Source organism: Paeniglutamicibacter sp. NPDC091659 (genome assembly GCF_044756805.1).
In the GTDB taxonomy this organism is placed as follows: domain Bacteria; phylum Actinomycetota; class Actinomycetes; order Actinomycetales; family Micrococcaceae; genus Paeniglutamicibacter.
This window is the reverse complement of sequence record NZ_JBIVTO010000003.1, coordinates 153,003-178,725: the sequence shown is the minus strand read 5'-3', so window position 1 is coordinate 178,725 and position 25,723 is coordinate 153,003. Positions and strand designations below refer to the sequence as shown.

The 25,723-nt window shown below is 61.3% G+C and carries 20 protein-coding genes; 11 read left to right on the top strand and 9 right to left on the bottom strand.

Annotated elements, in window-relative coordinates; all coding sequences use genetic code 11:
• Positions 1-57 precede the first annotated feature (57 nt).
• Positions 58-1,233 (top strand): hypothetical protein, encoded by a 1,176-nt coding sequence (locus ACIQLF_RS08360; RefSeq protein WP_400296736.1) that lies wholly within the window; start codon positions 58-60, stop codon positions 1,231-1,233.
• 92 nt (positions 1,234-1,325) lie between these two features.
• Here ACIQLF_RS08360 and ACIQLF_RS08355 read toward each other — a convergent pair whose 3' ends face one another.
• Together ACIQLF_RS08355 and ACIQLF_RS08350 are read right to left on the bottom strand one after the other, a co-directional pair.
• Entirely contained in the window at positions 1,326-1,949 is a 624-nt protein-coding gene (locus tag ACIQLF_RS08355; RefSeq protein WP_400296734.1) for a malonic semialdehyde reductase, read from the bottom strand.
• A 427-nt stretch (positions 1,950-2,376) separates the two neighbouring features.
• Entirely contained in the window at positions 2,377-3,642 is a 1,266-nt protein-coding gene (locus ACIQLF_RS08350; RefSeq protein WP_400296732.1) for a sensor histidine kinase, read from the bottom strand.
• A gap of 383 nt (positions 3,643-4,025) precedes the next feature.
• Between ACIQLF_RS08350 and ACIQLF_RS08345 the strand changes: the two genes are divergently transcribed.
• Together ACIQLF_RS08345 and ACIQLF_RS08340 are read left to right on the top strand one after the other, a co-directional pair.
• On the top strand, positions 4,026-4,697 hold the full coding sequence (locus tag ACIQLF_RS08345) for a response regulator (protein WP_400296730.1): 672 nt from the start codon (positions 4,026-4,028) through the stop codon (positions 4,695-4,697).
• Between the two features lie 511 nt (positions 4,698-5,208).
• Positions 5,209-6,954, top strand: a complete 1,746-nt coding sequence (locus ACIQLF_RS08340; protein WP_400296728.1) for a BCCT family transporter — start codon at positions 5,209-5,211, stop codon at positions 6,952-6,954.
• 78 nt (positions 6,955-7,032) lie between these two features.
• Here the strand turns inward: ACIQLF_RS08340 and ACIQLF_RS08335 are convergent, their stop codons facing one another.
• The 6 genes from ACIQLF_RS08335 to ACIQLF_RS08310 form a co-directional block, all read right to left on the bottom strand.
• A complete protein-coding gene (locus tag ACIQLF_RS08335) occupies positions 7,033-8,577 on the bottom strand; it encodes an alkaline phosphatase family protein (RefSeq protein WP_400296726.1) in 1,545 nt (514 codons plus the stop codon).
• Between the two features lie 238 nt (positions 8,578-8,815).
• On the bottom strand, positions 8,816-10,063 hold the full coding sequence (locus ACIQLF_RS08330; RefSeq protein WP_400296723.1) for an APC family permease: 1,248 nt from the start codon (positions 10,061-10,063) through the stop codon (positions 8,816-8,818).
• 100 nt (positions 10,064-10,163) lie between these two features.
• Positions 10,164-11,624 carry an amidase gene (locus ACIQLF_RS08325; protein WP_400296721.1) on the bottom strand — a complete coding sequence of 487 codons (1,461 nt, stop codon included), beginning with the start codon at positions 11,622-11,624 and terminating at the stop codon, positions 10,164-10,166.
• Positions 11,621-12,898, bottom strand: a complete 1,278-nt coding sequence (locus tag ACIQLF_RS08320; protein WP_400296718.1) for a M20 family metallo-hydrolase — start codon at positions 12,896-12,898, stop codon at positions 11,621-11,623. The genes ACIQLF_RS08325 and ACIQLF_RS08320 overlap by 4 nt, the downstream gene beginning before the upstream one ends.
• A 54-nt stretch (positions 12,899-12,952) precedes the next feature.
• A complete protein-coding gene (locus tag ACIQLF_RS08315; protein WP_400296715.1) occupies positions 12,953-14,284 on the bottom strand; it encodes an MFS transporter in 1,332 nt (443 codons plus the stop codon).
• Between the two features lie 161 nt (positions 14,285-14,445).
• On the bottom strand, positions 14,446-15,360 hold the full coding sequence (locus ACIQLF_RS08310; protein WP_400296713.1) for a LysR family transcriptional regulator: 915 nt from the start codon (positions 15,358-15,360) through the stop codon (positions 14,446-14,448).
• A gap of 389 nt (positions 15,361-15,749) precedes the next feature.
• Between ACIQLF_RS08310 and ACIQLF_RS08305 the strand changes: the two genes are divergently transcribed.
• The 5 genes from ACIQLF_RS08305 (at position 15,750) to ACIQLF_RS08285 (ending at position 21,516) form a co-directional block, all read left to right on the top strand.
• Positions 15,750-16,988, top strand: a complete 1,239-nt coding sequence (locus tag ACIQLF_RS08305; RefSeq protein ID WP_400296712.1) for a hypothetical protein — start codon at positions 15,750-15,752, stop codon at positions 16,986-16,988.
• A gap of 140 nt (positions 16,989-17,128) precedes the next feature.
• Positions 17,129-18,148, top strand: coding sequence for an alpha/beta hydrolase (locus ACIQLF_RS08300; RefSeq protein WP_400296710.1), 1,020 nt, complete (start codon positions 17,129-17,131; stop codon positions 18,146-18,148).
• Positions 18,149-18,194: 46 nt separating this feature from the next.
• Positions 18,195-18,956 carry a hypothetical protein gene (locus tag ACIQLF_RS08295; protein ID WP_400296708.1) on the top strand — a complete coding sequence of 254 codons (762 nt, stop codon included), beginning with the start codon at positions 18,195-18,197 and terminating at the stop codon, positions 18,954-18,956.
• A 487-nt stretch (positions 18,957-19,443) separates the two neighbouring features.
• A complete protein-coding gene (locus ACIQLF_RS08290; protein ID WP_400296706.1) occupies positions 19,444-20,895 on the top strand; it encodes a PepSY-associated TM helix domain-containing protein in 1,452 nt (483 codons plus the stop codon).
• A 327-nt stretch (positions 20,896-21,222) separates the two neighbouring features.
• Positions 21,223-21,516, top strand: a complete 294-nt coding sequence (locus ACIQLF_RS08285; protein ID WP_400296703.1) for a hypothetical protein — start codon at positions 21,223-21,225, stop codon at positions 21,514-21,516.
• A 293-nt stretch (positions 21,517-21,809) separates the two neighbouring features.
• On the opposite strand, the gene ACIQLF_RS08280 is transcribed toward ACIQLF_RS08285, so the two are convergent.
• Complete coding sequence (locus ACIQLF_RS08280) at positions 21,810-21,965, bottom strand: hypothetical protein (protein ID WP_400296701.1); 156 nt, start codon at positions 21,963-21,965, stop codon at positions 21,810-21,812.
• Positions 21,966-22,214: 249 nt separating this feature from the next.
• Here ACIQLF_RS08280 and ACIQLF_RS08275 point away from each other — a divergent pair, with 249 nt between their 5' ends.
• The 3 genes from ACIQLF_RS08275 to ACIQLF_RS08265 all read left to right on the top strand — a co-directional run bounded on the left by ACIQLF_RS08275 (position 22,215) and on the right by ACIQLF_RS08265 (position 25,722).
• Positions 22,215-23,207: a hypothetical protein gene (locus ACIQLF_RS08275; RefSeq protein ID WP_400296698.1), complete on the top strand. Its 993-nt coding sequence runs from the start codon at positions 22,215-22,217 to the stop codon at positions 23,205-23,207.
• A gap of 543 nt (positions 23,208-23,750) precedes the next feature.
• Positions 23,751-24,203, top strand: coding sequence for a hypothetical protein (locus ACIQLF_RS08270; protein WP_400296696.1), 453 nt, complete (start codon positions 23,751-23,753; stop codon positions 24,201-24,203).
• Positions 24,196-25,722 carry a putative bifunctional diguanylate cyclase/phosphodiesterase gene (locus ACIQLF_RS08265; RefSeq protein WP_400296694.1) on the top strand — a complete coding sequence of 509 codons (1,527 nt, stop codon included), beginning with the start codon at positions 24,196-24,198 and terminating at the stop codon, positions 25,720-25,722. Before ACIQLF_RS08270 ends, ACIQLF_RS08265 begins: the two co-directional genes overlap by 8 nt.
• Position 25,723: the final 1 nt, after the last annotated feature.

The following is a 25,723-nucleotide window of genomic DNA, read 5'->3' as shown; positions in this document are numbered from 1 at the left end:
GGTCGCCACAATAGTCATTAGCAATCAGAACCCTGTCGATCCCTAGGAAACCACGTCATGTCGAAATCCAAGTCCAAGTCCCCCGCCGCGAAGTCACGCAGTGGACACCCGGCACGTCGCACCAGCGACGGGGCTTCCGTCTTCGAGCAGCCGGTGCGCAATGCCATGGCACGGTACGCCGCGCAGTTGCGTGCGTTCTTCAACGAACGACACACCGCCGCCGACACCGAAGCCGGCATCGAGGGCCTGGTCACCCTGCTGACGGTGCACTCGCGCCTGCGCAACCAGGTTTCCGTGACGGAACTGGAACACGACGCCCTGGCCATCCAGTTCGGCGACCTGCGCGCCATCGGCGAGGACGTTGCCATCGCCTGCGCCAGCATCCTCAAGGAGTTCGTCTTGTTCCTGGCCGAGACCGGCCTGTGGAGCGGAACGGTCGAGGAGTTCAAGGCCGTGTTCGGATTGATTTCCGCCCAGAGCGGCGAGTCCCCCATTGCGGTTCCGGAACTCGACGAGGCGACCGCCGATGAAAAATGGTCGAAGCTTCCCATGGTTGCAACGGCCCGACAGCTCCTTGCCTGGGTCGGCGAGGGCCGGGCGGTGCAACCAAACGGCCTGTTGAAGGAGTCGGAACTGGTCTCCGCGGCAGCGGCGATCGGGATCGATGTCGTTTTCGACGCCGACGCACAGCCGGAATCCTTCCACTGGGTTCCCGAGGCAGGGACGGCCGTGGGTTCGCTGGCCCACCTTCCCAAGCTGGGCGCCTACTGGGACGCGTTGCTGCGCGCCGGCATGCTCACCAAGCAGGATGACAAGGCAGTGCCCACGCCGGTGGTGGCGGAAGCGCTCGCAGCCAACTCCGGGTTCAGCGCCCGTGGCATCAAGGACATCACCGCGGAGGGTATCTACGCGCACGTGCTGCTCAACGCCATCGGCCCGGAGAACGATCACACCATCACCCAGATGGCGGCGGCCCTAATGAGCAAGGCAGGCTCCAACAACCCGCCGCGCACCGAAGTTGCCTTCCACTTTCCAACCGTTGACGATCTTGAACCCGAGCAGGCCCACCTGCAGCCGCTTTTCGAGAAGACCATCCCCGGTGCCGAAGCAATCCTGCGCGCCCTGGAATCCGAGGGCATGGTCCGGATCGGCAAGCACTTGCGCGTGCCCCGTGTTCTGCGTGCTCCGCTTGAACGCGCGCTGACACGGGTCGCCGCAGAGGTCCTCGGCTAGATTTCGCTTGGGCATGAAATGAGGCCACGACCGCTTTCAAGCGATCGTGGCCTCATTTCATGCTGGGCTTCTGTCTCGAAGCCGCAGGGAACTTAGATGCTGCTGGTGGCGATGTCTGCGTCGAGACGCGGCAGGCGGTCGAACCAGGGGTTTTCGCCCGGGGTGCCGACGTTGACGATCAGGAACGAGTGGTGGGCCTTGCCGGCGTTTACCACGGTGTCCACGCCGGCCGGGTTGAAGCCGCCCATCGGGCCGGCGTGCAGGCCTGCAGCGCGAACAGCCATGATGAAGTACCCGGACTGCATCCAGGCGTTGTTCTTGGCGATTTCGGCACGCATGACGGCGTCCTCGTCGAACATGGCCTTGCGCTCGGGCGCATGCGGGAAGAACTCCGAGAACTGCTCGTGCCAGTCGGCGTCGTAGCTCAGGACGGCAAGCGCCGGCGCGGCCAGCGACTTGGCGCGGTTGCCTTCCATCATGTGTGCGACAACTGCCTCGCGAGCTTCCTGGCTCTTGATCCAAGTGATGCGCAACGGCTGGTTGTTCATCATGGTCGGGCCCATCTTGGTGAGCTCGTAGATGGTGTTGAGCGCTTCGTCGGAAACAGTTTCATCGGAGAAGGTGTTTGCCGTGCGCGCCTCGAGGAAAAGCTTGTCAGCGGTTTCGCTGTCAATCGCCAGATTCGAGTAAATGGATTCGGTGGTTTCCAGGCTCACGGAAAATCTCCTTGTGATTCGTTTGGGGTTGTCCTTAGGTTGAACCCGTACAACCGCCCGAATCATTCCCGACCATTCACGTGATGCCGATCACCGCATTCACCCGGGGTTTGCCCGTTAAAGTCATCAGCACGCCTGACGACGCCGTGGGCTGCTGCACTTGGGGTTGCAGCAACCCGGGGGAATCATTCACAAAAGTACTGCTTGGGGGAAAGTACTTGTGCGTATCCCTGGGTGCGAACCAGCTTGGGGGAATGGTTCGCAGTATTGGCGTCGTCTGGCGTGCTGGATAAAAAATCTTTAGAACGCCACTCGCAAAACGTTCTTCAGATTTCCTGTGACCAACCGTTCCGTCGATCTATAAATAACTTTATAGACCTCATCGATGCTGCACATTGGACTTTTGACCATAGTTACTGAGGTTGCCTCAGTTGTTTTCCGTGCTAGGGGTCACTTCCCCGAGCCGAGTACGTTCGAAATCGATAATATCGGCGGGCAACTCGGCACGAACGACCCAGTCACCGCGCTGACGCCTGGCCGTGAGCGTTCCTCCGAAGGCGGCCATCCTGTCCGTCATTCCGACAATTCCAGAGCTGTGCTCGCTCCGCACGAGGCCCTCATATGCCATGTTTTTCGGAAGCTGGTTCGCGACTTCGAGCCATACGCGATCATCATCGATCAGCGCTTCAATCCGGCACTCCGAATTCCGATCCGCGTGCTTGACGATATTGGTCGTCGATTCCTGGAGGATCCGGTAAAGCGCGGCCTGCGCCGACTGCGGCAGGCCTGAAAGGCGCGGATCCGCCGCTGTTTTCGTCGGATGCCCGAGATCCACAAGACGTTCCGCGAAAATTTCGACGCCAATAAGAATTTCGAGGCTACTGGCCGCGTTGCCGGCAGAATCAACAAGGGAACCGTCAACCCGGGTGGCAGAGCCATCACTGCGCAAAACGTTGAGCATAACACGGAGATCCTGGAGCGCTTCCTTGGAGGTGGCGCCGATAACCTTCAACGCGGCCTGGGCCACCACAGGGTCTCCGGAAAATTCAGCCGCCTTGGCCTGCATGGAAATGACCGTTATGTCATGGGCGACGATATCGTGAAGATCCCGCGCGATCGCCTTTCGTTCAGCCTCCACGGCTTCTTGTTGCTTGCGGCGGAGTTCAGCCATGCGCGCCCTGTCGGCTTCCCGCTGGGCTTGAATTTTCCGAGAAACGTAAGCAATCACGTAGGCCAGACCGAGCAAAGGGAGAATCAGGGCCAAGAAACCGATGTCCAGTGGACGAACCACGGCGATCGACACGACCCACAGCACGGTCACACCAAAGAAGCGCATGGAGTACTTGCGGTCTTCAGCAAGCGTAATCATGCCGACCAGGAACGGAACGACAAAGAGCGCAAAAAGATACTGTCCCGCCCAAACACTTGCGACCATGGCAATCATGGAGACGATCACAGCATAAGTGGTTCGGGTCCAGAGCAAACCCAAGGCAGCGACAAACAAAGCGCTCACTAGCACGGAGAGGCCGGCGCGTTGGGCCACCACGGGATCGGTTGCGCCCAAAAAAGTTAGAACATCGGTGCCCAAAAGAAGCACAGCAATGCCGCTCGCGACCAAGAGGAACTTTCGTCCAATCGGATACGACGAAGCGGCTTCTGCAGGACCAGATAGGAAGGGCAACGAAAGTTTCACCCCTCCATTGTCTATGAGTTGGGGGCCCAAGTCAGCGGACCCCCAACTCAAGGTGTGTTAGCGGCACAAGGCCCCAAGATTGCGGCAAACCCAGTCATTGAATGCATCGGACATTCCGAGAGTGCTAACACCTGGATTGTTGGCGCCCTGCGAGATCGGTCCGGAAACCACCAAAGTGGAGGTCGGAGCGGCCTGAGCAGGGATAGCTGCTGGGATCAGCAGGGCAACGGACATGGCAACAGTGGCGAATATGCGAGTTTTATGCGTCATAGGCCTCATTGTTCCAGCTATTACCTGATGTCAATAGGTACTTTTGTACACATTTTCATGTCAATTTCGCGTCCACGCGGATGAAACTTCCAATCGTCACTAGACTCAAAAATGTGACGGATATTCAAGTTCTAGTTGTCGACAATGAACCATTGATGCGCCAGGCGTTCAAGATCATTCTCGACGCAGCCCCCGGGTTCCATTGGATGGGCGAAGCCACCAACGGAATCGAAGCAGTGAATTTCTGTGCCGGGAATACTCCGGATGTCATTCTCATGGATATGCAAATGCCCCGCATGAACGGCGTTGAGGCAACGGAAGTAATCACCACGAGCTACCCCGGCATCGGAGTACTCGCGGTTACGGCGTTCTCCTCTGAGGAATACCTCGTTCCCGCCCTGCGTGCCGGCGCCGCCGGTTACATGGTCAAAGACTCAGAACCAGCCGAACTTCTTGCCGCCGTCAAGGCCGTCTTTGATGGCAGTGCTGCCATCTCCCCCTCGGTCTCACAAGACCTCATCAAGGCAATCCGCGTTGCGCACGACGTAAAGCCATCCGCCCCGGGAGGAATGGCTCCCATCGCTTTATCCGAACGCGAGCTAGAAGTACTCCGCCTTCTCGCCCGAGGTCGAAACAATCCGGAAATTGCGGCAGAACTCCACGTTGCAGAAACCACAGTCAAGGCACATCTAAGTCGCATCATGGCCAAATTCGGGGTTCGTGACCGAGTGCAAACACTGATTCGGGCCACTCAATTCGGCCTGGTTGAACTGAGTATGGACTGATTTCAGGCAATCCCAGTCCTAGCTGCCACTGGCATTGGCATGACGGGCTCCCGTGCATGAATCGGTCTCGAAATGCGCCCTGTTTGTTACGAGACCTTCTTGCCTTCAGGCAGGCAAATCAGCATCAATGACCCTCACCACGGCGACCAGCTTCAGGGCATACGTTTTAGTCATGCCATTGCGCTTCGCCGGATGGAACTTTTCCTGCGGTATCCGCGAGTTCGTACCTAGCCGTAGACACCAATTGGCCAATGCTTCTTCACCCAATCCATGCCCCATCTTTTGTGCACCCGGTCCCCCTTTTCGCTGCGACCTCCAAACCCCTGGGCATCGCCACTGCTGGCAGGTTTGGCCTCCGTCGGCTTGCATCCAGACCTTACGTTGAAACCCGTGGCGGAGTATCTTCAAACCAAATCATTCTGCAAAACATATTCGTTAACCTTTTTGCAAATTTGGTGGGCAAAACCACTTTACTTGGAGGTCGCCCCCTACGATCGCTTAGGCTCAGCAAATGACAACGGAACAAAAGACGGAAAGTTCATCACCCCGCGTCCATAGGTGGGTATTCTGGCCTGCCGCACTGATCATTATTGTTTTTGTAGCGTTCGCCATGATCGCCCCCAATACCGCGGAGGCGCTTTTCGCTTCGGTTCAATCCAAGATCATTGGTTATTTCAATTGGTATTACGTACTGATCGCCACTGCCTTTGTTGGATTCAGCCTGTGGTTGGGGTTCGGAAAATTTGGTGACATCAAGCTCGGCAAAGACGACGACGAACCCGAGTTTTCACTGGGTTCATGGTTTGCCTTGCTTTTCGCCGCTGGCATGGGCATCGGTTTGGTTTTCTACGGCGTAAGCGAACCGCTCAGCCACTTTGCGTCACCGAAACCAGGCGTTACCGGGATCCCCGCGGAACTTGCCCAGCAAGCACAAGCACAGACATTTCTCCACTGGGGAGTTCATGCATGGTCGATCTATGTGGTGATCGGGTTGGCCTTGGCCTACGCCATCCACCGCAGGGGCCGCCCGATCTCCATTCGCTGGACCCTGGAACCACTGTTGGGCCGCAAGGTCCACGGCGGACTCGGCAATGCCATCGACGTCATCGCGCTCGTTGGCACCATTTTCGGCGTTGCCACTTCGCTTGGCTTTGGTGTGCTGCAGATCAGCGCCGGACTCCAAAGCGTCGGGTTGGTCGAGGAATCCACGCTTCTCGACCTCATGATCATCGCCGTCGTCACCGCCATGGTGCTTTTCTCTGTGCTCTCCGGCGTCGGCAAGGGCATGAAGTGGCTGTCCAACACCAACCTCATCCTGGCCGGGGTCTTCGTCTTGTTCCTGCTTGTCGTCGGGCCAAGCCAGTTCCTGTTGCGCAACGTCGTCCAGTCCACAGGCAACTACCTCCAGAATTTCTTCGCCATGTCGTTCAACGTCAGCGCCTTCACCGGTGAGGCGGGCGAAGCCTGGCAAGGCACCTGGACAACCTTCTACTGGGGTTGGTGGATGTCGTGGGCACCATTCGTGGGCATCTTCATCGCGCGCATTTCACGCGGACGCACCGTCCGACAATTCGTTGCCGGCGTCATCTTGGTTCCGACAGCGGTGACGATTCTGTGGTTCTCCGTGTTGGGCGGAACTGCCATCTACGGCCAGTTGCAGGGCACCGGAAACCTCATCGGGCCGGACGGGACGGTAGATACCGCCGGCGCGCTCTTTGGCATGCTTGACCAGTTGCCCGCAGGCGCGGTGCTGACCGTCGGGGCAATTATCATGATCGTGATCTTCTTTGTCACCTCGGCGGACTCCGGCGCACTGGTCATGGGCATGATCGCCACCGGTGGCGAGGTCGAGCCCAAGAACTGGATCCGGATCTTCTTCACGCTCACCACGTCCTTGCTGGCGGCGTCGCTCTTGCTGTCCGGCGGGCTGGAGGCGCTGAAGACTGCCGCGATCATCATCGCATTGCCCTTCAGCGTTGTCCTGGTCCTGATTTGCTGGGCCACGTATCGGGCGTTCTCCCGCGAGGTTCGCGTCTACGAAAAGGCCCGGAGGATGGCGTTCGTCGATCACATCGGCGACTTCTATGGGCTGGAAGTCGAAGCGGCAAACCAGGAATCACAGTTGCTGGATCTGCGGAAGTTCACCGCCAGATTGCGTCGGGCGGTTCCCTCGGCCCAGCGGCAGCACGGGCCAATGAGCCGGGTGAAGAGCACTCCCCCACCTGAGTCGCCGGTGGATGAAAGCAATCCCGAGTAGAACGACGGCTTCCCGAATTTGGAAGCGCGGGTTGAGGGGCGCCATCGGAGGATGGCACCCCTCAACCCGCGGATCCGGCTACTTCTTCAGGCTTACCTGGTCCACGGTCCAGAAGGCGCTGTTGGTACCGGTGTAGCGGAAGGAAAGCTTGGCTTTCTTGGCCTTCTTGGGAACCTCGACGTCGAGGGTCTCGACCCCGTTGAAGTTCTTCTCGTAGGACTTCACCAAGAGAGGTTCCCCGCCGTCGAAGCTGACTAATACCTCGCCGCTCTGCGGTCCATCGATCCGGTAGTTCGAGGCGAAGCTCAGCGTTGCAGTCTTGCCGCCACGAACCTTGTAGCTCGGGCTGATCAACGTCGAATCGAACTGTCCGGCTGCGTGTGCCTTGTCGTCCCATTCGTCGGAATCGGCCACGGCAAAGACATTGCGGTTGTGCACGCTGGTTTCCCGGCCTTGGTTCAGGTCGGTGTTGGTCCAGAACTCGTCAGTGGCGAACGACCAGCCCTGCCATTCGGTCACGCCACCGGAAGGCATGGCCGAATTGTCGATCGACCAACCACTCGGTGCCGTCGTAGTCCACCCCGTGGTGGTCGGGCCCGGCTTCGTTTCATCGATACCGGTCCTGAGGTGCGGTCGCAACGAATCGAAGTCGTCGGCCTTGATGGTGCCGATTGCCTGGCCGTCCAGCTGCCATTCGTCTTCGATGCGAACACCCTGATGCTTCAAGACCGTGGGGGCGATATCCGAGATCTTGACGTCGTGGCGCACGGAGCCGGCCTCGATGCCCTTGCCCTGGGCGATCACGAACGTCGCGCGTTCGCCGGTGCTGCTGCCGCCGTGGCCGCCACCGGGAGTGTGACCGTGGTCGGCCGTGATGACAACCAGCCAGTCCTCACTCTTCTTGGTCTTGCGCTCATCAACTGCCGCAAGGATCTGCCCGATCTGCGCATCGGCCGTGGCATGAGCCTTGGCGTAGGCGGCCGAGGAGCTTCCGCTGCTGTGTCCGGCGCCGTCGATCTCGTCGAGGTGTACGAAGGTGCTGTCCGGGTTGCCGTTCTTCAGGTAGTCAACGGTCTTGGCAGTGGTGCCCGCATCGTTCCCGCCGGCAATACGCAGGTCGGTCTTCTCCCCGAAGACCTTCTGCGGGATCGGGGACCAGGTGCCGAGAACCAAGGTTGAGCTTTGCGCGCGTGCGGTCTCCAGACGGGTGAGGTAGTCCGGGTACTGAGCGTAGTTCGGGTTGGAGAAGGAGTTATCCGGTACCTTGTGCTTGTCCGGCCAGACACCCGTGGCAATCGTCGACCAGCCGGCACCGGAAACGGTGGGCGCCATCGTGTTGGCGTACAGGTTCGACTTCGCAATCATGCCGTTCTTGACCAATGAGGCCAGGTTCGGGGTGTTTGTCTCGTTGATCTGCGCCGCCGCGGCGCCGTCCAGACCGATGACGAGCGTCTTTTTCTTGCTGACGCCGGATGGAAGTTCCTTGTAATTCTGCGTGGACTTCTTGGCTTCGACGGGAGCCTGGGGTGTGGTTGGCGTTGCCATGGCAGCTGTGGGAGCAACAACAGCCAGTGCCAGTACGGTTGCTGCAACAGAGCTACGGATTCGTGGCGAAGAATGCACGGTATTTTCCTTGGGTGATCAGAAAGGAGCGGTCATTTTCGGGTTTTCCCGAACGGACACGACCATCTTCTCTGCCCATTCAGGCACGGTTCAATGACAACATGCGCTTGTTCAGACAACGTTCACACTCGCTCATGTTCCGACCGTTCTGGTCATCGGAAATACATGAAAAGTTTGGCTGATTTGGTCGGGAGCACCCCTTCGACTTGTGTATATACGAGGTATCTCCCCGATCGAGCTACCGCAGCGTGATACCCCGCCGCTGTATGGACAGCCGCACGAACCTGTAGCAAACGCCAGCGGCAAACATGATCAGACCGCCGATGACGGCGTTGGTGGGAAGCGTGGCCACAAGAACGGTGCAACCGATGGCTCCGGCGATACCGACCCACCGAGGGCTCTGCCGCTCTCCGGCCGGTTGCCTGACGGCTGAAAGATTGGCGATCAGGTAGTAGACCAGCACTCCGAAGGATGAGAATCCGATCGCCGTGGTCAAATCGAAAAACAGGATGAGCACCACGATGGCCACACCCACTGTCAGTTCGGCTCGGTGCGGCGTCGAAAAACGCGGATGGACGGCAGCCAATGCATGCGGCAGGTCGTGTTCCCGAGCCATGGCCATGGCCGTCCGCCCAATTCCGGCAACGAGTGCGAGCAAGGCCCCCAGCGAAGCCAAGGCCGCCGCAACCTGCACCAGTGGCAGAGCCCACGATTGGCCCAACGCCGCGGCCAGCGGTTTGCTGGTCCCCGCGATACCACCGGCGCCCAGGCTATGCAGCAACACCAGGGCCACAATGGCATAGAGAGCCACAACGATCGCGAGGCTCAACCCGATGGCTCGAGGTATTGTCTTCGCGGGGTCTCGCACTTCTTCGCCTAAGGTTGCGATACGTGCGTATCCCGCGAAGGCGAAAAAGAGCAGTCCCGCACCCTGCAGGATCCCGAGTAAGCCCGGGTTCCCGCCAGCCACGGCCGTCGACCCGTCTTGGGTGCCGCCGAGGATCGCGATCACCACAATCGCCAGAAGCGCGAGCACCGACGTCACGATCAGTCTTGCGGCTGCCGCCGTTCGGGTGACCCCCATGTAGTTGACGCCAACAAGCAGCGCCACGGCAGCAACGGCCGCTGGCTTGACCCAGGATTCGGGCACGGCATAGGTGGCAAAGGTGAGCGCCATGGCAGCCGCCGAGGCAGTCTTGCCCACCACGAAGCCCCAGCCTGCGATGAAACCGGGCCAAGGGCCGAGCACTTCCCGGCCGTAGGCGTAAGTCCCCCCGGAGGTGGGGTACCGTGCCGCCAATTGGGCGCTGGAACGGGCATTCGCGTAGGCAAGTGCCGCCGCCAGGAACAGGGACACCAACAGCGCAGACCCTGCCGAGGCAGCCGCCGGCGTGAATGCGGAAAAGAGTCCGGCACCGACCATCGATCCCAGCCCGATCATGACCGCGTCGTGCGTGCCCAGCCTTCGCTGCAGCCCGGAACTCATTTTTCCTCAACCCGATTATGCATCCATCATCATTACCACCGGGAGGTTAACAAACAGTGAATTCTGCCGCTGCAGCAGCCCCAACCCGCATACGCGGTTCCTAGGCGAGCACCGGGCTGCCCAGGGACGGAACCAGCGATTCGACGACCGCCGCCACCCGGAAGGCCATGGCTTCGGCAAACGGATGCCCGACTACCTGGATCCCGGTGGGCACCCCGTCGGCGGACATGCCGCTGGGCACAGAGAGCACCGGGCAGCGGTTGGCCACGTTGAAGGGGCTGGTCATGTGTGCCTCCCAGTAGTGGCCCAAATGACGTTCGGCTGTGTCGATCCCGTCCAGGTAGTCCCCGTCCGCGGCCAGCGACGTCACGGCCGAGGTCGGGCAGAGCAGGACATCGAGACCGGCCATGGCAGCCGCCAGTTCGGCCTGCAGCGCTGCATCCATGCCGAGGGACTCCACCAGCGTGTTCCGTCTGGCGGCGGCCGCGGAATCCGCCATGAAGCGCGAGGTGTAGGCCGCCAGCCGGTCCTCGGTTCCGGCGGTCTCCACGGCCATGGCCGGACCCAGGATGTGCCCGAAATGGGCAAAGGTCGTTTCCGTGACCCGGCCCGTGGTCCAGGGCAGGTCGACGGGGACAACGATCGCACCGGCCGCTTCCAGCGCACGTGCCACGGCAAGGGTGTTCTCGCGGATCTCGGGGGCTACAGGGTAGTCGCCGAGGGTGATTGAAAGCCCGACGCGCAGTCCCTCGACGGATCCGCCGGCGAACGGGTTGATCCCGTTCTCGCCCCAGGAGCCGTGGTCGGCCGCGTGGCGGCCGGACATGACCGAGGCCAGCAGCGCGGTGTCGGCAACGGTCCTTCCCATCGGCCCGTCCCCGCGGTACCAGTCCGCGGCAAGCGCCGAGAATCCGGGGATCCGGCCGTAGGGCGCCTTGTAGCCCACGGTCCCGGTGAAACCAGCGGGGATGCGGGTGGAACCGGCAATGTCGGAGGCGGTGGCCAGGGTGGTGAAACCGGCGGCCAATGCCGCGCCCGATCCGCCGGAGGAGCCGCCCGGCGAGGCCTGCAGGTTCCACGGATTTCGGGTGGTCCCCCACATCGGCGAATGCGTGGTGGTGGCGCAGCTGAATTCGGGACTGGTGGTGCGTGCGTGGATGATCCCGCCCGCCATCTTCACCCGTTCCACCACCGGGTGGTCGGTCTCTGCAAGGCGGCCGCGGTGGGCCGCCAGCCCCTGTTCGAGATTCAGCCCGGCAATGCCGTGCTTTTCCTTGGCGGCCACGGTGAGGCCCAGCAGCGCGGGAACCGGGCCGCCGTCCCTGGCCAGGCGCACGTATTCGTCGGCCGCCATGGCCGCCCGGTGCCGGGCGGTGGCGAAGAGCGTCTCGGTGAAGGCGTTGATCCCGGTGTCCCTGTCCCCGTTGTGGGCCTCGATGCGTTCGATCTGTGCGTCCAGGACCTCCACCGGGGATAGCTCCAGGGCACGGAATCCCGCCAATGCATCGGTCGCGGACAGGTGGGCCAGCGAGTCCACGGCCGTGTTTGCGCCCGGGCTCATGCCGCGCCCGCCTGTGCGGGTTCCTGTTCGCGGGAAGGCGCGCCGGCCAGTGCCCCGTGGACCATTTCCCAGGCCACCTCGCCCAGCGCCCGCAGGCCGGCGACCATGTCGGCGTCGGTCGTGAATTCGCGTTCGCAGTGGCTGACCCCGTCCACCGAGGGGATGAACATCATGACCGTGGGCACGATCCTGTTCATCGCCACCGAATCGTGTCCCGCCATGGTGCGGATGCGGCGCACGCCCAGACCCAGGTTCGCAGCGACCTTTTCCGTCAGCTCCAGCCCCTCCTCCGGGTAGTACTGGATCCCGCGGACGTCGAAGTCGTTGACGTTGATGCGGATGTCGTGGTCCTTGGCGATCTGCGCGATGTCGGCCAGCAGCGAGGCCCGCGCCTCGGCGACGATTTCCGGCGAGGCCGAGCGGAGGTCTGCAACCAGGTGCACGCGGCGCGCCACCACGATCGGCGAGTTCGGTTCCAGGGTCAGCTGGCCCACCGAGGAGACCAGAGCCTCGTCGGCGAACTTCGCCGTGACGTCGTGCACCAGCAGCACCACCTTGGAGGCCGCCACCAGGGCGTCGTGGCGGTCGGCCATGGCCGTGGCCCCGGTGTGGGACTGTTCGCCCAGGACCTCGATGTCCAGCTTCTGGGTGTACCAGGAGTAGTCCACGGCACCGAGCGTGATGCCCTCGCGTTCCAGGATCCGGCCCTGCTCAATGTGGATCTCGGCGTAGCCCGCCAGTTCCGGGCGTTCGTCGGTGCCCAGGTATCCGATGGATTCCAGCGCCTCGGCGACGGTGGTGCCGGCCAGGTCCTTGACCGCGAGCATCTTGTCCTGGTCCATGAGCCCGGCAAAGACCGAGGAGCCCATGATGGAAGGGGCGAAGCGCCCGCCCTCCTCGTTGAACCAGTTCACCACCGCAAGGTTGAACTCCGGGATGGAGCATTCGGCAGCCACTTGTTCGGCGACTCGTTCGGCCGCGTGCAGCCCCGCCAGCACGCCGTAGGCCCCGTCGAAGCGTCCACCCAGCGGCTGGGAATCCAGGTGGGAGCCGAGCAGGATGTACGGGGCGCCTGGAACCAGGTCGATCAAGGCGAACATGTTCCCGATCCCGTCGACGCGCACCTCCCACCCGCGTTCCCCGGCGAACCCGGCGAACCAGTCGCGGCTGAGCTTGTCCTCGGCGGTGGCGGCCTGGCGCTCGACGCCGTTGTTGTCCGTGGCCCCGAAGGTGGCGACGTGGTGGAAATCGGTGAGGAATGTTGTGTCACTCATGGGGTGGTGCTCCTAGCGGTGGTTCAGGGGTTTGTGCAGGTGGTGCAGGTTTGGCTAGCCGACGCGGCGGCGGGTTTCGGGAACCTTGGTGAGGGTCAGCAGCAGGAAGACGATCACCGCGGCCGCCGCCATGTAGTAGCCGGGTGCCGCGCTCAGGCCAGTTTGCGCAACCAGGAAAGTGCCGATGAACGGGGCGGATCCGCCGAAGATCGCATAGGCGACGTTGTAGCTGATGGCGGCGGAGGTGAATCGTGTGCGGGTGGTGAAGATTTCCACGAAGAAGGTGTACGCGCCGCCGCCGTAGATGCACATCGGGATGACGAAGAGCAGCTGGCCGGCGATCGCCAGCGGCAGCGATCCGCTGGTGACAAGCATGAAGCAGGGGATGGCCAGCAGGGCCAGGGCCGCGGAGCCGGCGATGAGCATCGGCTTGCGACCGACCTTGTCGCCGATCATCCCGCCGATGGGCAGCAACAGCGCGTAGAGGAGCATGGCCGCGGCGTTGGCCAGCAGCGAGTGCTCGCGGCTGAGCTTGCCGGTGGTCTGGACGTAGGAGACGAAGTAGCCGGAGAGGAAGTAGAAACCCATGGCGGTCAGCCCCATCACGAAGATCACCTGCAGCATGCGGACCTTGTTCTCGGCGAACGCTTCGCGGAGCGGGCTGTATTCCTTGGTTTGCTCCTTGGCCAGGACCGCCTTGAAGGCGTCCGATTCCTCGGTCTTGGCGCGGATCCAGAGCCCGAACAGAGCCATGGGCAGCGCGATGAGGAACGGGATTCGCCAGCCCCAGGATATGAAGGCCTCGGAGGACATGGAGCTCGAGAGCACCAGGATCAGCGCGCCGCCGAAGACCGAGGGCAGCGCCGTTGCCGCAAGGGTGATGTTCAACCAGAAGCCGCGCTTGTTGATGGGGGCATGTTCAAACACGAACGCCGGTGCACCGACCGATTCCCCGCCGGCGGAGAATCCCTGGATCATGCGGCAGAGCACCAGCAACACCGGCGCCATAGCGCCGATGGTCGCGTGGGTGGGCAGCAACCCGATCGTCGCGGTGGCTGCACCAATGGATAGCAGGGTAATGAACAGGACCTTGCGGCGCCCGATCTTGTCGCCCAATGCGCCGAAGAACAGTCCGCCCAGCGGACGGACCAGGAAGGCCACGCCGAAGGTGGCGAACGTGGCCAGCAGGCCTGCAAGGGCGCTGGTGCCTGGGAAGAACAGTTGGGAGAGGACGACCGCAGAGAGCCCGTAAAGGGTGAAGTCGTAGAATTCAATGAACTGGCCGATGCTGCCGCCGGCGAGCACCCTCTTCTGCATTCCGGAGGCGGGCCTGTGTTCTTCGACCGCCGTTGGTTGTGCGTCTGGCTGCTCGGTCTTGGTTTGCATCGTCACTCCTGAATCTGCGGTACCGGAAGGGGGGACCTCCGGTGCGATCTCTAAGGTTCCTACATCCATCATCGTGACCACAGTCACATTGTTCCAACGGAGAATTTCGGTTACCCCAATCGAGAAAATCGATCGAAGATCAACGCGCCACCCTGCGCCGGTCAGCTTCCATGCCCGTAGAGCTTTTCGCAGATTTGTTCAAAGGCCATTGATTTCTTGGTGGGCTTGGCTCCCAGGGGACGAACCAGCGACACCTCGATCGGCGGCAGGTCCTCGATGATGCGCAACGGCACCACCGCGCCACCGGCATATGTGGAATCGTGGAGCAACCGCTGGTTCAACAACGAAAACCCGTGGCCGCGGGCCACATACGAACGAACCGTCTCATAGCCGGAAACCTTATGCCTTACCAACGGACTGATGCCGACGCGCTTGAACATGTCGAGGTAGTACTCCCGCGTGTGCATCATGTCCAGCAGGATGAACGGCTCGCCGGCAAAGTCCAACAGGCTGACAGGTTCCCCGGGCGCGGCCGCCCGAGGGTGCTCCGCCGACACCAACACATGCGGAGGGACCCGTTCCAGAACGCGACGCCCGAACTCGGGACCCACCCCGAGGTCGTACATCAGCGCCAGTTCGCAGACACCGTCCAGCAGCGCCTGGCGCAGCGACTCCTGATCCCCCTCATGGAAGCTGACTTTCACGTTCGGATAGGCGGCCTCGAATGCCTGCAGAATCACGGGAGCCTTGAAGGGAGCCAGAGGCAAGTAGATGCCCACCACAAGCTCACCGGCTAGGGCTTCCCCTTCATCCCGCACCGACTGGTAGAGCAGCTCGGCATCCTCGAGGAACGCCTGCGAGCCAAGAAGCAACCGTTTGCCGGCCGGCGTCAACCGCAACCCCTTGCTGGAGAGACGGGTGAAGAGCGAGGCTCCCAGCTCCTGTTCGAGGCGGCCCAGAGCCGAAGAGAGGGTGGACTGGGTGACGTTTAGCTCGGCGGCGGCCGCAGTCATGTTCTCCAACTTGGCCACGGCCCCGAAATACCTCAGCTGCACCAGCGTGAACGATTTGGTCATGAGTGAATTATTGCGTGTCCCGTGCCACACTCCGACGCTCCAAGGTTTCGGGACATCGGCTTCGACGCTGAAACTTATGGGCCGGTCCGGCGATGGTCCCTGTTCCCGGGTCACAGTAGGAGGCTGTTTTTCACCCCGCTCGATGGATTCATGGCACTCCCCCGCTGGCCGGAGTCGAGACCGCCAGGCGGTAGATCCTGGCATGAATCGACCCCAGCCGTTGATGCGCCGAGGACGAAACGCAAAGACGGCACCTTCGGCAAGACCGCCCAAGAGCGTGAAAATCCACCGCACTGTTCCATCTGCAACCTCGTGCCAGTACGCTCTAGGCAACACCGGCCGGGCTTCATTGACGGGCTGGCCCGCTACGTTCAACCCGTGGAATGCCAATGTCGGACAAAGATCCCAAATCCGCAAAAAACCAATCAGCCCGAGATCATCTGTCGAGTGGGCGCCTATCCGATGCCGTCATCTCAATCGATGACATCCGCATTCGACGCGAGCTACCCCGGGTTCTCGGTGCATTTGAGAAATGGTGCACACAAGAGAAGCTGGAAATCCAGAAAGATCTGCTCAGGTCATCAATAACGAACTTTCTTCGGCGCTACGCAGCGATCAACGGCGATCGAAAGCTCACAGCCCTGAACCTGTACCCATTTGCCACCGCGATCGACGACTTCATGTTCTCAAAGAAACCCGGTGACTTTCGGGACATGTCGAGAGTCATCGGAGCCTATCTTCGTTTTCTCAGTACCACGGGCACATGGAGCGGCACCAGCGAAGAGTTTCGCCGGACCAAGAGCTACTTCGACCGCCTCCTGATTCCCGATCCCGGCCCGCGTTATTCCGGCATTCCGGAACTCCAAGCCGCGCTGATCAAGATTCCCCGGCTTACCGACCAACAAGCCTTGTCAGCGGTCAAGGAACTCGAGCTAACATCGCGGATGCGGTCGTTCTTGACGTGGTTTGGCGACAAACGCGAAACAACCTCCACCAGGGTCCTGCACCGCAAACACGTCCAGGAAGCCGCCGCGAGCCTGGATGTCGTTGCCGTGGACGATGCAATGGCGCCGTCCACTTGGCCACGCCCCCAAAACGGCCCGGTCGTATTCAAGAACGCCAACCATGTGGCGCGGCTCAAACTGTATTGGGATGCGTTGGTGGGTGCCGAGCTCATCCGCTTGACGCCGACACGGGCCTACCCCACCGAACACGGTGAAAGGTTCCTTGCGGGAAACCCCGACGATGTCATCGCCGCCGTGCGGACGGTGGCGCGGCACATGTACCGGTCCGTGGCGGAGGAAACCAATGACCGCGACACCACCTTGGAATTGGGCTATCTCACCCGCTACTTCCTGCTCGAGGCCGGCGTCGAACCCCTGAGTGTGGAGATACTCAGGCACCCGGTACGCGGTCTCGATGATTCGGATCCACGTGGAGACCCACAGGTCATTGCCAAGGCTTGGCGGCGGTTGGAGAGCCTCCGCGATGAAGGCCTGGTTGCCATCGGGAACAGGCTTTCGGTTCCACCCGTCTTGCTTAAGCCGCTGGTGCTTGAACTGGCCAAACCATCGGCCGTGGCGTTCGAGTTTGATGCTTCCGACGACCAGGAAGACGACGACACCTGAATCTTCAGGCGGCTTTCCAACACATGTTCGGGGATTCCCGCTGACGACGCCCCGGCACGCCCCATTGGGCAATTGCACGTCATCGGCGCAATCGAACCGGTTTCGGGCAATGCCGCCACCGGTGCCATAGGGTAGGGAACATGGTTCAGTGGATAGCCGATGTGCTCGGCCCCGGGTTCGAACAGCACACACTGCTTCTGCCTGGCGGCGACGAGGCGACGTTGGTTCGCTGCACCGATGCCCCGACGGCGCCGGTGCATCAATTCCAGGACATCGATGTGCTTTACATCCATGGCTGGTCGGACTACTTCTTCCAAAAAGACCTCGCCAGGTTCTGGACATCGCGCGGGGCCAGGTTCTTCGCTCTCGACTTGCGGCGCTACGGGCGCAGCCTGCGTCCCGGCCAGATCCCCGGATTCATCACCGACCTCGCCGACTACGGGGAGGAAATCGATGCAGCATTGCACGTCATGGGTCAGGATGCCGGCGGCGGGGAAAACGACAGGGAGCTCGTCCTGCTGGGGCATTCAACCGGCGGGCTGACTGCAAGCCTGTGGGCGGGCAACAATCCGGGACGCGTCAGCGCCTTGGTACTGAACAGCCCCTGGCTCGAGTTCCAGGCCAGCGGCATTGTCCGGGCCGCCGTCGCCCCGTGGCTGGCCGCCGGTTCCCGGATCAATCCCACGAGGCCCTTGCCGACCATTGATCCCGGGATCTACACGCGCGCCGTATCCACCGCCTTTGGCGGCGAGTGGGACTATGACTTGGCGTGGCGTCCCGAACAGGGTTTCGCGCTGACCCCGGGGTTCCTCAACGCAGTGTTCACCGCACAGGCCCGGGTGGCCCGCGGACTGAATCTGGACTGCCCGGCCCTGGTGATGCTTTCGCAAAAGAGTTACCTCCAGCCGCGCTGGAGCGAGAACGCCAAAGCCGCAGACGTGGCACTAAATGTCCAGGCGGTCGCGGCGCGCGCCGTGGACCTCGGCCGGGAAGTTTGCATCCGTCGCATCGACGGGGCCTTCCACGACATCTTCCTCTCCCCGAGCGGCATCCGCGACGCTGCCTACTCGACCATGGGCAGGTGGGCGCAAGACACCCTGGATTCAACCCGCCGCGATTTGTGGAGCGACCTTTCCGTCTCCCAGACAGCCGGAGGCTGAACCGACAACAGCCAGGGTGACCCCCGGGCGGGGAATCCCATATTGCATGCGGCGGCATTTCTGGCAGACCTCGGTAAAAGACAGATGGGATTCGTCGCGCTCGGCCTTTCCCAGAAAAACCGACCACGTCCACTCGCTTTGTTTCGAAATCAATGCACGAGCCATTCCGATCTTCTGGAATACTGTCCGGGTGCAGAAGTCGTCCCGTTCAGATCGTGCGTTGAGAGGTGCTGTTGCCGCGTTGTTCGCGACAATGGTGGCTCTGTGTTCGCATGTCTTGGCTGGTGGCCAGGTGCCGGATCTCCTGGGCGTCATGTTGCCGTTGGCGGTCTCCGTCCAGGTGTGTATCTTGCTGAGCGGGCGACGTTTTTCGATCTTCAGGTTGTCGCTTGCCGTGGCATTTAGCCAGTTCTTCTTCCACGGGCTGTTCTCCTTGGGCGCTGGCCAGAGTAACGGCACGGCAATGGCCGCACAACATGAACATCTCATGCACACTGCCACCACGACGTCGCCAATTGCCCTGGAGGCAAGCCACCTTACACATGGCGACCCCATGCTGCTGGCCCACGTGGTCGCCGCCATCGCCACGGTACTAGTGCTCCACCGCGGCGAATCGATACTGTTCAGTCTCGCCGGCTTGGTTGACCTGTTCTTCCTGGGACTTCTGCGGTTCTTGATCGCCGCTATCCGCATCCCCGTGGTGTCCCGGCGCCCCCTCGTGCGTCGGACGGAACCGCTGGCATTCATTTCGGCTGTCTATGTAAATTGCGTGGCAAGACGAGGGCCTCCAGCCCTTTTGCTGGTGTGACTCAACCAGCGATTCTTGTTGCCATGCCCATGGCTTGGACATGAATCGTTTGCCGTCCTTGGGCTGCGCCCAGCGACTCCTTCTGCGTGGTCCCGGATTTGTCGGCCCCTCCCGGGCCTGATTGTTTCCGAGCGCCTTGGCTCCTTGCTAGTGCCGACGCATCATGACCGTGACATCGGCCTTCGTCGCTCCTAGCCGCGTCCATTCAGCCGCATCGGCGTGTAAGTCGCGAGTGTTCGCACCCTCGATGCGACGACGCTTGGTCGTGGCTGGCCTCCGCCACTCGCAGTTGCAGTTGCAGCAACCGTTGACTCATGCTTTCCCCTCGCCGAGCCCTGATCCCGGGGTCCATTCGTGCTGCCCTCCTGAGCGGAAGAAACATTGCCGTCAACTCCGCAACGTTTCTCATTCCGCCGGGATGCGCCCCAGGGCCAATGCATCGGCGAAACCCTCTCCACTTAAATTCTTCCCACTTCAAGGACTTCTCATGACTCTCCTGGACGCGACAACCCCGGAACCCGGGGCACCACAACCTGCACCCTCAACGGGAGCTTCCCGCAAGGGATGGTTCGGCCAATTCCTGCTGCGCCTGCACTTCTATGCAGGAATCTTCATCGGCCCGTTCATCCTCGTCGCCGCACTCAGCGGCGCACTCTACGCTCTGGCCCCGCAAGTGGAACAGGTCGTGTACGCAAAGGAACTCCACGCACCCACCGCCGAGGCCTACCTGCCCTTGGCGGCCCAGGTTGAGGCGGCCAACGCATACCTCAACAACGCGGAAAGCCCCGTGGCCGTGCGTCCCGCACCGAAGCCCGGGGACACCACGCGGGTGATGTATGCCGGGGAAAACCTCGGTCCCAGTGAAACCAGGGCCCTCTTCATCGACCCCGCCACCGCTGAGGTCCGTGGAGATCTCACCGCCTACGGATCGAGTGGGGCGCTGCCGCTACGGACATGGATCGACCAGCTGCACAGCAACCTGCAACTCGGCGAACCGGGACGCCTGTATAGCGAATTGGCCGCGTCATGGTTGGGCATCATCGCTCTGGCCGGCCTGGGCCTCTGGATCACGCGATTCACCAGAACCAACAGGAAAAAGGATCTCCTTCGCCCCAACAGCAAGGCCAAGGGATACCGACGACTGGTCAGCTGGCACGGTTCCCTCGGCATTTGGATCCTCGTTTTTGTGCTCTTCCTCTCGGTCACCGGAATCACCTGGTCGACCTACGGCGGCGCCAACGTCAGCGGCCTTCGCACCGCGCTCAATTGGAAGACCCCCTCGGTGAGCACCAACCTCACCGAGGCTCCCCAAGCCTCCGGTGGAGAACACTCGCATCACCAGGCGCCTTCGGCACCCTCTACAGGAGCCGTGGACCCCGCTGCCTTCGACACGATGCTATCCATCGCTCGTGGAGTGAACGTCAACACCGGACGGGTGGAAATCAAACCGCCGACAGCCGAAGGCAAGGCCTGGGTCGTCCAGGAAATCCAGCGTTCCTACCCCACCGAAGTTGACGCGGTCTCCATCAACGGGCAAACCCTGGACGTGGTCGACCGTGTCGACTTCAAGGATTTCAACCTTGCGTCGAAACTAACCCGCTGGGGCATCGATACCCACATGGGATCCATGTTCGGGCTCCCCAACCAGATCATCCTGTTCCTGGTGGCCTCATCCATCGCCGCGATGGTCGTACTTGGGTACATCATGTGGTGGAAGCGGCGCCCCACCAAGAACCCGGCGCAACGAATGGGCAACCCGCCGGCAGGAGGCGCGCTGCGACGCGCCCCTTGGTGGGGAACCGTACTTGTTCTTGCCGTGGCGCTGGGAGTCGGGTTGTTCCTACCCCTGATGGGGATCAGCCTCGCAGCGTTCGTGCTCGTGGATCTCATCCTCATGGGCCTCAGAAGCAAGAGGAAAACTCTACAGCCACTCACCTGAGGTATTGCGTAGCAATTTAATCCGCGACCACTGGAACCAGCGGGTGTCGTTCCTCCAAATCTCGATTCGAGGGACGACACCCGGTTTCACGCGCCACTGCCGGAAAACCTACGCTTCCTCTCACACTCTTTGGTCAATCAATTGTTTCGGTCACTCAATTGTTTCGGGCGAAAGGCCGGGCCCGACGGTGTGGAGCGACTGAAGCGAGACAATCCGGAGGAATCAGTCGCTGACTATTTGAACCGTAACTCTGGATTTCGGGGGAACCGATCGATTTCAGGCCAGCCGGGACGCAAGGTCCTCGACGCCAGGCCGAACCGGGTCGAATTGAGCGATGCAGTTGAACGGTTCTCCCCCCGACACCGGCACATCGATATCCTGATGCTCTCCCAAGACATTGAGCTGGCCTATGCCACCGACCTGTCGGCTGGAGCCATGGCTCCAGGGGCAGATGTACCTGGTTTCGTGCTCAAGGACCGCATTGCCCGGCTCGAAGTAATAATGGATGCGCTGGAGCGGATCCACTCCGGCGGGGTCGCGCTGGATCCGGAGATTGACTCAACGGCATTCAGCAAACCGCGCACCGACCCGCTGGCCGCACTCATGCGGCGGGAACTCTAGGTGCATTGCCTGTTGGCCGGGGCCGCACGAACGCAGGAATCGCCCAGACCTTGTTTCTTTCGGCACTTGCCGGGAAGAAGAACACTCCCCGATCGTCACCAAATGGGCCTTGCCTTCACCAAGATGACCACCGCGGGGAATTGGCAGTGTCGGCGTGGATCACAGCCGGGTCCAGGGGCTGCCGGATCCTGATGGGCAACCTGTAATTGGCGGTGTCCGCCCTGCAGCGCCTATGGCGCCGCATTACGGGGTGGTACCACCCATGGGACGGCACCACCCCGATGCATCCAGCTTTAGAAAGGCCAGTTGTTGTAAGTCGTGACCTGGCCGAAGCCGCCGGCCTGGCTGGCGCCATCCTGCTGGTTAGTCTGGTCGGCCGTTACGCCGCCAAGGAACACGCCGCCTGCCAGAACCATCGTTGCAAGCGCTGCGCCTATGAGCTTCTTCAAGGGAACTCCATTTCTATCGATATTGTGGGCACTTTCGAGGCTTCGCCCGTTCCACCGACACTTCACAAGGTCGGCCGCCCCAAAATCAAATCCTAGCTCCCACCTGAACATATGGGGCGTTAATCACAAAAATGAATCAAGATTTCTTAGAAGTTATGCACATCCCTATCCGGCAGAAAGGAGCCGAGGCCGGAAGTAACCGTTCCAATTGCAGCACCGTAATGCCCGCACATGGACCATAATTGAACAATGCACTCCCGCTCATTAGAAGCCGAAGCGTTCCGTTGCGAGGCACTCTTCCGAAAGGCTCGGCTAGCCGAGGACCAGCACCTGATTGCCGATGCCGCCGCAGCCTGCGCCCGCGCCTATGCGGCAATGGGCGAGACGTCAAAAGAATGGGATTTCATCTACATACTCGGTCAATCCGAAATTCTATCCGGGGCATACAGCGCGGCTTTGCGAACCTCCGAGCTCCTTTTGGGTTCCCCCGTTTCAGCATCAAACGCCGATTTGAAGGCTAGGGCGCTGCTCATGCGGGCATCCGCGCTGCGCAACAAATCCCAACATGTTCCCGCGATCGCCGCCGCCCGTGACGCGCTGACCGCATTGAACACAATCGACGGCCATTTAGGCATCCATGCGGAGGCTTACCAAGGGCTCATCGCCAGCCTCGTGGAAGCCGGGATGATCGATGATGCATGGAGCCTCAGGGAAGACTTGAAAGCGATCCTCGATCGCATCAGCAACTCCAAAGTCGCCAGCAGTGGATACTGGACGTTGGGCAATCTTGCTCTGGCCCACGGACGGCACACAGAGGGACTGGACTACCACGACCGCGCCAGCGAGCTACTGGCACCGACCAACGACATGCATGCGTGGGCGCGATTCAACAAGGCGACCGCCGATGTGCAACTACAGGCCGGGATTGCCAACGAACAAACGCTCGACTGCATTGACCGCGCCAAGCTGGCCTACGACATCATCGGTGGCAGCGAGCCTGAATTGATGGGTTTGGCCGTCACACGGGCGCGCTGGAGCCTGGCCGCAGGCGAACCGCTAAAGGCCTCGGAAGTCTTGCAGGAAGCATTTGACTCAGCGTCGGTCGAAGACGATTCCGAGCACATTTCGGCGCACCTGCTCTGGGCACAAATCCTCACCGAGCTGGGCCGCGAGGTCGAAGCCCAGCATGAACGCGACAAGGCCACCCACCTGCAGGGCCTGGCCGAGCAAGGCCGAAACTAGCGCCATCGGGCAACAGGACTCAGGAATGTTTCACCTGCCATAGCAAGAACGAAACCTCGCGTGGGCTCCGCCCACACGGTTTGACCCATCAGCGTGGGGCCATGCCGCAAGAGTCGGGAAGTTGGCTCAAAATGTGACATTGACTACACTGATTCAATGCATTCATTCCGTGGGGGTAGGAAATTTTGACGGTAGAAGTTGAGGAGGTTCGCACCACACCTGCCGTCGGAGCGCGACCATGCGAGGCGGTTTCCACTGTCACTGGCGAACATGGAGAGCTTCAGCTGGGAACGGGAAGTCAATCCAAGCCGACATCGGTCGTCGATTCCGATGCGTCGCGGTGCAGGACCGTCCAGGGACGTGCCGACCGTGCATCCGTCTTCTTCGGTTACGTTGCGAGCCGAGCTGTAGCGGTTTCCCAGAAGCTGGCGAGCCATCCGGAGCCCGCCGCGGAGAACGCTGGCCGTTCAGCGTCGCTGAACCAAGACCTCAGGCTCCGCGAGCAGGGTCTTCGCCGCCGCTGCGATCGATGGAGGTATGCAGGTGTCTAAGAGCGAACTTTCAGGTGCGGTCATCGACGAGGCAGGCCCGGAGACTCCCGCGGCCCGGCATGGCAACCCGCCATGCCTGTGGACATGGTCCGGATCCCAAGCCCGGATGGCATTCTTCGAGGATCACGTCCTCGAAGTCTGCTTCCAGCCGGGGACCATCCTGGCTCTGTCAACGTTGGAAGAAATGTTGGGATACTACGAGGAACGGGCCGATGAGGTTCACCCGCACCTCATCATCGATATTTCGGGCCTCGACGACGTGGATGCGGACGTGCCGTCGCTTTTCAACGCGCTGAGCCGAAACTTGCGGGTGGCCATGCTGGGGTCCGGACCGGCTGACCAGGTCCTGGCCCGTTTCTTCATGCGCAAGCTGGATGGCGACCGCACCTGCGCCTATTTCGAACGTCGGAGCGACGCCGTGGAGTTCGTGTTTCGAAGTGCCTAACCAATTTCCGACAGAGGGCATCGACCCTCGCATTGACCAAATTGTGGCGGCAATCTTGAAGATCGCCGACATGGACTTCGACACCGGGCTGCGCCCCGGCCCGCGTCGTGATGAGATCGATGCGATCATCATGGGCATCAACGCCATGGCCTCCGAACTCAAACTGACATACACGACGCTTGACCATCGCGTGGAGGTCCGGACGAGCATGCTGGAAAAGGCCCGCGACCAAATGGAGCTGCTTGCATACACGGACCCACTGACCCAACTGGCGAATCGTTCCGCGCTGATGCGCGACATCGAAATCGCACTGCAGGACTTGGAGGACGGCGGGCCCGCTCCAATCCTGTTGCTCCTCGACCTGGATGCCTTCAAGAGCATCAATGACACCCATGGCCATGCCGTCGGAGACCATGTCCTGCGCGAACTTTCCGCCAGGCTACGCTCCAGTGTCAGGTCGCAGGACCTGATTGCCCGGCTGGGAGGCGACGAATTCGCAGTGCTTCTTCGTTCCCAGGACCACGGGGCCTTCGAACTGGGGCAACGAATCGTCCGCACCGTGAATGAACAAATGGTTGTGGACGGCATCAGTCTTGCACCCGGCGCGAGCCTGGGCATTGCGGTGGCAGTCGCCGGGCAGGATGCCGACCGTCTCCTGCTCGAAGCGGACACGGCCATGTATACAGCCAAGCAGTCCCGCACGTCCAAGGTCCACGAATTCGAGCCCTACATGCTCTTTGAGCGGCAGCAAAAGGCCATCATGGTTGCGGACCTGCGCAAAGCCCTGGGCACCGAACAAATCCTTCCGCACTACCAGTCGCTGGTGTCCCTGCAGGACGAAATCATCCTCGGCGCAGAGCTTCTGGTTCGGTGGGAGCGTCCCGAGTACGGATTGACTCCACCCGGCGAATTCCTCGCGGTCGCGGAGGAAGCCGGCATGATGGGTGCCATCACGGAACAGCTGTTGGATGAGGCGTTGAAGGACGTCAGCCGCTGGCGCACGCTCGGATTGGTCGACGATGATTTCACGGTCCATCTCAATGTGAGTTCACGGGAACTGCATCTCCTGGGGTTCCCCGACATCATTCGCGACGCGCTTCGCCGCCATGGCTTGCCCGCCTCCACCTTGGCCCTGGAAATCACCGAGGACAAGCTCATGACGGGCGACCGGCTGCATAAATACACCTTGCTGGCGCTGCGGCAGATGGGTGTGGAGGTGTACATCGACGATTTCGGGACGGGATATTCCTCCATCAGCTACCTGCGCCAGTTGCCGGTTGCGGGTGTGAAGATCGACAAATCGCTGGTCGACGATGCAGACACCGACCCCCAGCAGGAAAAATTGCTGATGGCCGTCTCGTACCTGATCGAAGCGTGCGAGCTGGCGTGCGTCGTGGAAGGCGTGGAAACACGCGGGCAAGCAGACAAGCTTCGGGAAATGGGCTTTGAGTACGCCCAGGGATACCTCTTCGGCAAGCCGATGAGCAGTGAGGATTTCACGGCGCTGCTGTCGGCCTGAC

Excerpts from the sequence above, each read along its gene's own strand:
- ACIQLF_RS08360 (WP_400296736.1), top strand. The coding sequence starts at position 58 with ATGTCGAAATCCAAGTCCAAGTCCCCCGCCGCGAAGTCACGCAGTGGA.
- ACIQLF_RS08340 (WP_400296728.1), top strand. The coding sequence starts at position 5,209 with ATGACAACGGAACAAAAGACGGAAAGTTCATCACCCCGCGTCCATAGG.
- ACIQLF_RS08330 (WP_400296723.1), bottom strand. The coding sequence starts at position 10,063 with ATGAGTTCCGGGCTGCAGCGAAGGCTGGGCACGCACGACGCGGTCATG.
- ACIQLF_RS08325 (WP_400296721.1), bottom strand. The coding sequence starts at position 11,624 with ATGAGCCCGGGCGCAAACACGGCCGTGGACTCGCTGGCCCACCTGTCC.
- ACIQLF_RS08320 (WP_400296718.1), bottom strand. The coding sequence starts at position 12,898 with ATGAGTGACACAACATTCCTCACCGATTTCCACCACGTCGCCACCTTC.
- ACIQLF_RS08315 (WP_400296715.1), bottom strand. The coding sequence starts at position 14,284 with ATGCAAACCAAGACCGAGCAGCCAGACGCACAACCAACGGCGGTCGAA.
- ACIQLF_RS08310 (WP_400296713.1), bottom strand. The coding sequence starts at position 15,360 with ATGACCAAATCGTTCACGCTGGTGCAGCTGAGGTATTTCGGGGCCGTG.
- ACIQLF_RS08305 (WP_400296712.1), top strand. The coding sequence starts at position 15,750 with ATGTCGGACAAAGATCCCAAATCCGCAAAAAACCAATCAGCCCGAGAT.
- ACIQLF_RS08300 (WP_400296710.1), top strand. The coding sequence starts at position 17,129 with ATGGTTCAGTGGATAGCCGATGTGCTCGGCCCCGGGTTCGAACAGCAC.
- ACIQLF_RS08295 (WP_400296708.1), top strand. The coding sequence starts at position 18,195 with ATGCGGCGGCATTTCTGGCAGACCTCGGTAAAAGACAGATGGGATTCG.
- ACIQLF_RS08290 (WP_400296706.1), top strand. The coding sequence starts at position 19,444 with ATGACTCTCCTGGACGCGACAACCCCGGAACCCGGGGCACCACAACCT.
- ACIQLF_RS08275 (WP_400296698.1), top strand. The coding sequence starts at position 22,215 with ATGCACTCCCGCTCATTAGAAGCCGAAGCGTTCCGTTGCGAGGCACTC.